The 3,536-nt window shown below is 41.2% G+C and carries 6 protein-coding genes; 1 reads left to right on the top strand and 5 read right to left on the bottom strand.

Annotation, left to right across the window (positions count from 1 at the left end):
* Positions 1 to 61: 61 nt before the first annotated feature.
* The 4 genes from H6H03_RS39455 to H6H03_RS39470 form a co-directional block, all read right to left on the bottom strand.
* Entirely contained in the window at positions 62 to 760 is a 699-nt protein-coding gene (locus H6H03_RS39455) for a hypothetical protein (RefSeq protein ID WP_242058237.1), read from the bottom strand.
* A gap of 83 nt (positions 761 to 843) precedes the next feature.
* Positions 844 to 1,476 (bottom strand): ParB/RepB/Spo0J family partition protein, encoded by a 633-nt coding sequence (locus tag H6H03_RS39460; RefSeq protein ID WP_242058238.1) that lies wholly within the window; start codon positions 1,474 to 1,476, stop codon positions 844 to 846.
* Complete coding sequence (locus H6H03_RS39465; RefSeq protein ID WP_190960404.1) at positions 1,463 to 2,104, bottom strand: ParA family protein; 642 nt, start codon at positions 2,102 to 2,104, stop codon at positions 1,463 to 1,465. The genes H6H03_RS39460 and H6H03_RS39465 overlap by 14 nt, the downstream gene beginning before the upstream one ends.
* A 118-nt stretch (positions 2,105 to 2,222) precedes the next feature.
* A complete protein-coding gene (locus tag H6H03_RS39470) occupies positions 2,223 to 2,465 on the bottom strand; it encodes a hypothetical protein (RefSeq protein ID WP_190960405.1) in 243 nt (80 codons plus the stop codon).
* A gap of 292 nt (positions 2,466 to 2,757) precedes the next feature.
* Here H6H03_RS39470 and H6H03_RS39475 point away from each other — a divergent pair, with 292 nt between their 5' ends.
* Positions 2,758 to 3,255, top strand: coding sequence for a hypothetical protein (locus tag H6H03_RS39475; RefSeq protein ID WP_190960406.1), 498 nt, complete (start codon positions 2,758 to 2,760; stop codon positions 3,253 to 3,255).
* An 87-nt stretch (positions 3,256 to 3,342) separates the two neighbouring features.
* Here the strand turns inward: H6H03_RS39475 and H6H03_RS39990 are convergent.
* Positions 3,343 to 3,536 (bottom strand): hypothetical protein (locus tag H6H03_RS39990; RefSeq protein ID WP_206758006.1); only part of this gene is annotated, 194 nt, incomplete at its 5' end.

Here is a 3,536-nt window from a genome sequence, read left to right on the forward strand (position 1 = left end):
ATCCAAGAAATATTCGACCAACTTTCATTTGAGCAGGTAATTTCAGTCTCTTCTTACAACTTTATCCTGGAAGCTCTATTCTATGCAGCTTCATATTAAATTGGTATAAGTTTTTTATTAGTAGATTTGATAAATAGCCTGCGGACATTGAGATCCCAATATTCTCTAAAAATTCTCGCAATTTACCTTGGGTCATATTGCCACCGTAATATAGGCTCATCACTAAAGCTTTTATTCCCGGACCAAATTCTCCATCGTAACCAGTTGGTAAAGATGCTAGATACGTTTTTCCCTCACTTGGCGAGTAATATTTTTCTTTACGGAATAATACATTATCAGTTCTAAGTGAAATATCTTGAATGATTACCTCTTCGTAGCCCTTGAACTGTGCATCAGGCGGTAACTCACTCGCAGGATAATCCAGAATTTCTGTTCGGTCTACTTTTATGTATTCATTTTTGCTACTTTTCGCATGTTTTTTTGGAGTATGTCGTTCTTTCTCGGATGAATGATTGCTCTTGAAACCTTTAGGCTTATTGCTCTTTATATCTGGTTTACCCTGTTCACCTTTAAGACGATTGTTTTCGTCCCGTAATTTTTGGTTTTCTTCACGTAGTTGTTTAATCTCTAATTGTTGCTGCTCTATTACGTTTAGCAGAACAGTTAATGCATGTCGCAATGATTCATCTGCAAACTCTGATGGGTCGATGGTTTGCAACAATGCCTCTACTTGTTTTTCTGAAGATTGCTTTTGCGCCATGTGATATATTCTACGACCCTATGTGCATCTATTTATTTTTTGTACTACCCCGATTTATTGAGCCGATACAATTTATTCTTAAGTTAAATAGTACTATCATTCCTTCCAAGGTGAAGGAATTGCGGTTGTCGATAGTACCGTGGAAGACGATTACTAATGAATGAGTCTAATTTAATGTTACCGAGCGAGGTCAAGCAGGACTGTATTAGCTCAATTACATCATTGCCAATAACGTTATTGGCAGAATTTCTTCCACGTTGCTGGTTTTGAATATGATGCAGTAATGGTGGTACTTCCTGTAAGGAGATTTTCAGCTTTGCAGATAAAAGGCGCAAAACCCCATCTGTTTCTTCAAGATCGGTAAGTCCTGAACGAGCAAAATTTTCAATTAGAGCAATTTCTAAAGCATCTTCATCGCTGAGAGAACGAATTACTACAGGAACTTCTACCAGTTCCAAAATATGTGCTGCTCTGTAGCGTTTGGCTCCTGCAACTACTTCGTGTTTATCACTATCAGGGAGAGGACGGACTAAAAGTGGTTCAATAATGCCGTTTCTTCTGGCAGAAGCAACTATCTTATCTACTTCTACTGGGTCGATATAATATCGTAATTCTGCTTTAGGCAAAACAATTAGACTTAGGGACATACTAGTTTTAGTCTGGGTTGTATCATCCCTAAAAATAAAATCTTCTACCATACGTCTATTTTTTACCATTAGCTACCCCCAAAGCTTCGGTAAATAGATAGTCAAACTCTTTAGCTGCACGTTTAGCAGTTGCACCTGGTAAACCCCAAACAGTCGTTCCCTGTCCTGGTGCATCAGCAATTACTTGTAAGTCATACACCATTGTTTTAAGCAAAGGAAACCCTGTGTTTTTCTCTGATAAAGCTCTTTGAGCATCTTTGAGTAATACTGTTCCCTTTTTTGCTTGATTTAAAAATAAACCAACATAAGGCATTCCATGCCGCATTTCTCTTGCTTGACGTAAAATCCTTACCATTTTTGATGTACTGTGCATATCAAGACCAGCTGGTTTACAAGGAACTAAAGCTAGGTCACATCTAGATAAAATTGCTTTGGTTGTTTCGCTCAGGCTACCTGGCCCGTCTACAACTACGGCATCATATTGTTCTGCTAAAAGTGGAAGTTCATCAAACAAATCATCCGGATCGATCATTGTTTTGCATGGTAGTTGTAAATCTTTCATCCAGTTAGTGCTACTTTGCTGTGCGTCGGCATCTACAACAATCACCGTTCCACGCTGGCTCAACCAGTATGCAAAATGCCCAGCTACTGTAGTTTTTCCTGCGCCCCCCTTTTGATTTGTTATCCCAATAATCATATTTTTGAAGTATGCTCAGTTCTGCTAATACCTTTTTAAGGTAAAGCTACCACGTTAATTTACCGTTATAACATTCATGCAAGCAAGGCAGTGCTTGCTTGCTTGTTTTCAAAAAAATTTATTCACCATCACTCTTATAAGTCATGGGTCTGGGCTTTGCCTTCTTCTTCGGCTCGACTAAAGATTTCTTAGGCGGCCCTGGAGGACGACAGGTTTCGCAGTACAGAGGGCGTGGGCCGTAAGTCTCACGGGAAGTTGACCGATCGCATTGCTTACATACGAAGTTGAATACGCGTGTGTGTATCTGACGTTTGTGCGCTCTGACGGTGTACTCTTTGACTTGAATTTCTTTGCTTGCCATTGTTTCGTTTACTACGGCTTAATGGTTGGAAGTTCTTAAGCACCAATCTGCATCTTAGCCTTTCTCATCAGATTTTTTAGCCTAATTGCCCAGTTATCACTACAGGTTTGTAGACGAATTTCTCCCTTTAGCTACGCCAAATTTTTAAGGAATATCAGGCTTGTACAAATTCAATTCTTCACACTAGAATTTGTCCCTAAATCTTTTGCTACTGACTAATTTCGAGAGAAGCGTGTAGTTAAAACGCTTCGCTAGCTGCCAATGAAAGTCTCTCGTACTTCAGGAGAAAACAATGGAATTACAATCCACAATCAACTGGTTATTGGAAATCATCGTCATGGGTTTCACCAGCATCATGGCTATCGACTTTGTAAACGGCTTGTTCCAGTTGCCCTACACCAGAGAGATGGCTGTGCCAAAGTTAAGAGCGATCGCACCTGTGACTACAAATTCCCAAGCACTCGCCCTTCAACAAGAGCCAGTCGCCGCACCAATACCAGAACCACCAATAACACCAGACCCAAAAGAACAACCACAGTTGGCGCAACTGCCTGACCCTTGGGAACTAACAGCAGACATTCAACCAACCCCAATCCAGACCCAGCCCATTGTACTTGGGTTCCCTACACTTCCTCTGCTACCGCCAGCAGCCCAGGTACAACCGAAAGCTAAGGCAACCAGGAAATCGACTGCTAAACCAAAATCCACCACAACCACCAAATCCAGCAAACCTATTAACAAGGCTGTCATTCAAAAGAGTTCCAAGTCTCGCAAGTCTGCCGCAGCTTAGGCACTCACCAGTAAATAAATCCCCAGCTTTATTAAAACGAATAACCGACTACGCCCACGATCAACCACCAAAGCTGGGGATTTATTTTTATGGATCTCCCTTAATCCTACAGCTTGGTTCTGAAATTAAGCGATGGCACAGCCATCGCTCCTGAGCTAACGCTCGAATATACGTTCGCTTCTGTGCCCAAGGAAATTTAAGCTGCCTATCAAAGGAGCGAGCGCAGCCTAATGGCGTGGTCGCTCTAATTTTCGTTTCAACAGTAATACCAATGCAGGCAG

Origin of the sequence: Nostoc paludosum FACHB-159, assembly GCF_014698835.1 — a bacterium.
In the GTDB taxonomy this organism is placed as follows: Bacteria; Cyanobacteriota; Cyanobacteriia; order Cyanobacteriales; family Nostocaceae; genus Nostoc; species Nostoc paludosum.

Coding starts and splice junctions, on each gene's coding strand:
- H6H03_RS39455 (WP_242058237.1), bottom strand. CDS start 760: ATGGCGCAAAAGCAATCTTCAGAAAAACAAGTAGAGGCATTGTTGCAA.
- H6H03_RS39460 (WP_242058238.1), bottom strand. CDS start 1,476: ATGGTAAAAAATAGACGTATGGTAGAAGATTTTATTTTTAGGGATGAT.
- H6H03_RS39465 (WP_190960404.1), bottom strand. CDS start 2,104: ATGATTATTGGGATAACAAATCAAAAGGGGGGCGCAGGAAAAACTACA.
- H6H03_RS39470 (WP_190960405.1), bottom strand. CDS start 2,465: ATGGCAAGCAAAGAAATTCAAGTCAAAGAGTACACCGTCAGAGCGCAC.
- H6H03_RS39475 (WP_190960406.1), top strand. CDS start 2,758: ATGGAATTACAATCCACAATCAACTGGTTATTGGAAATCATCGTCATG.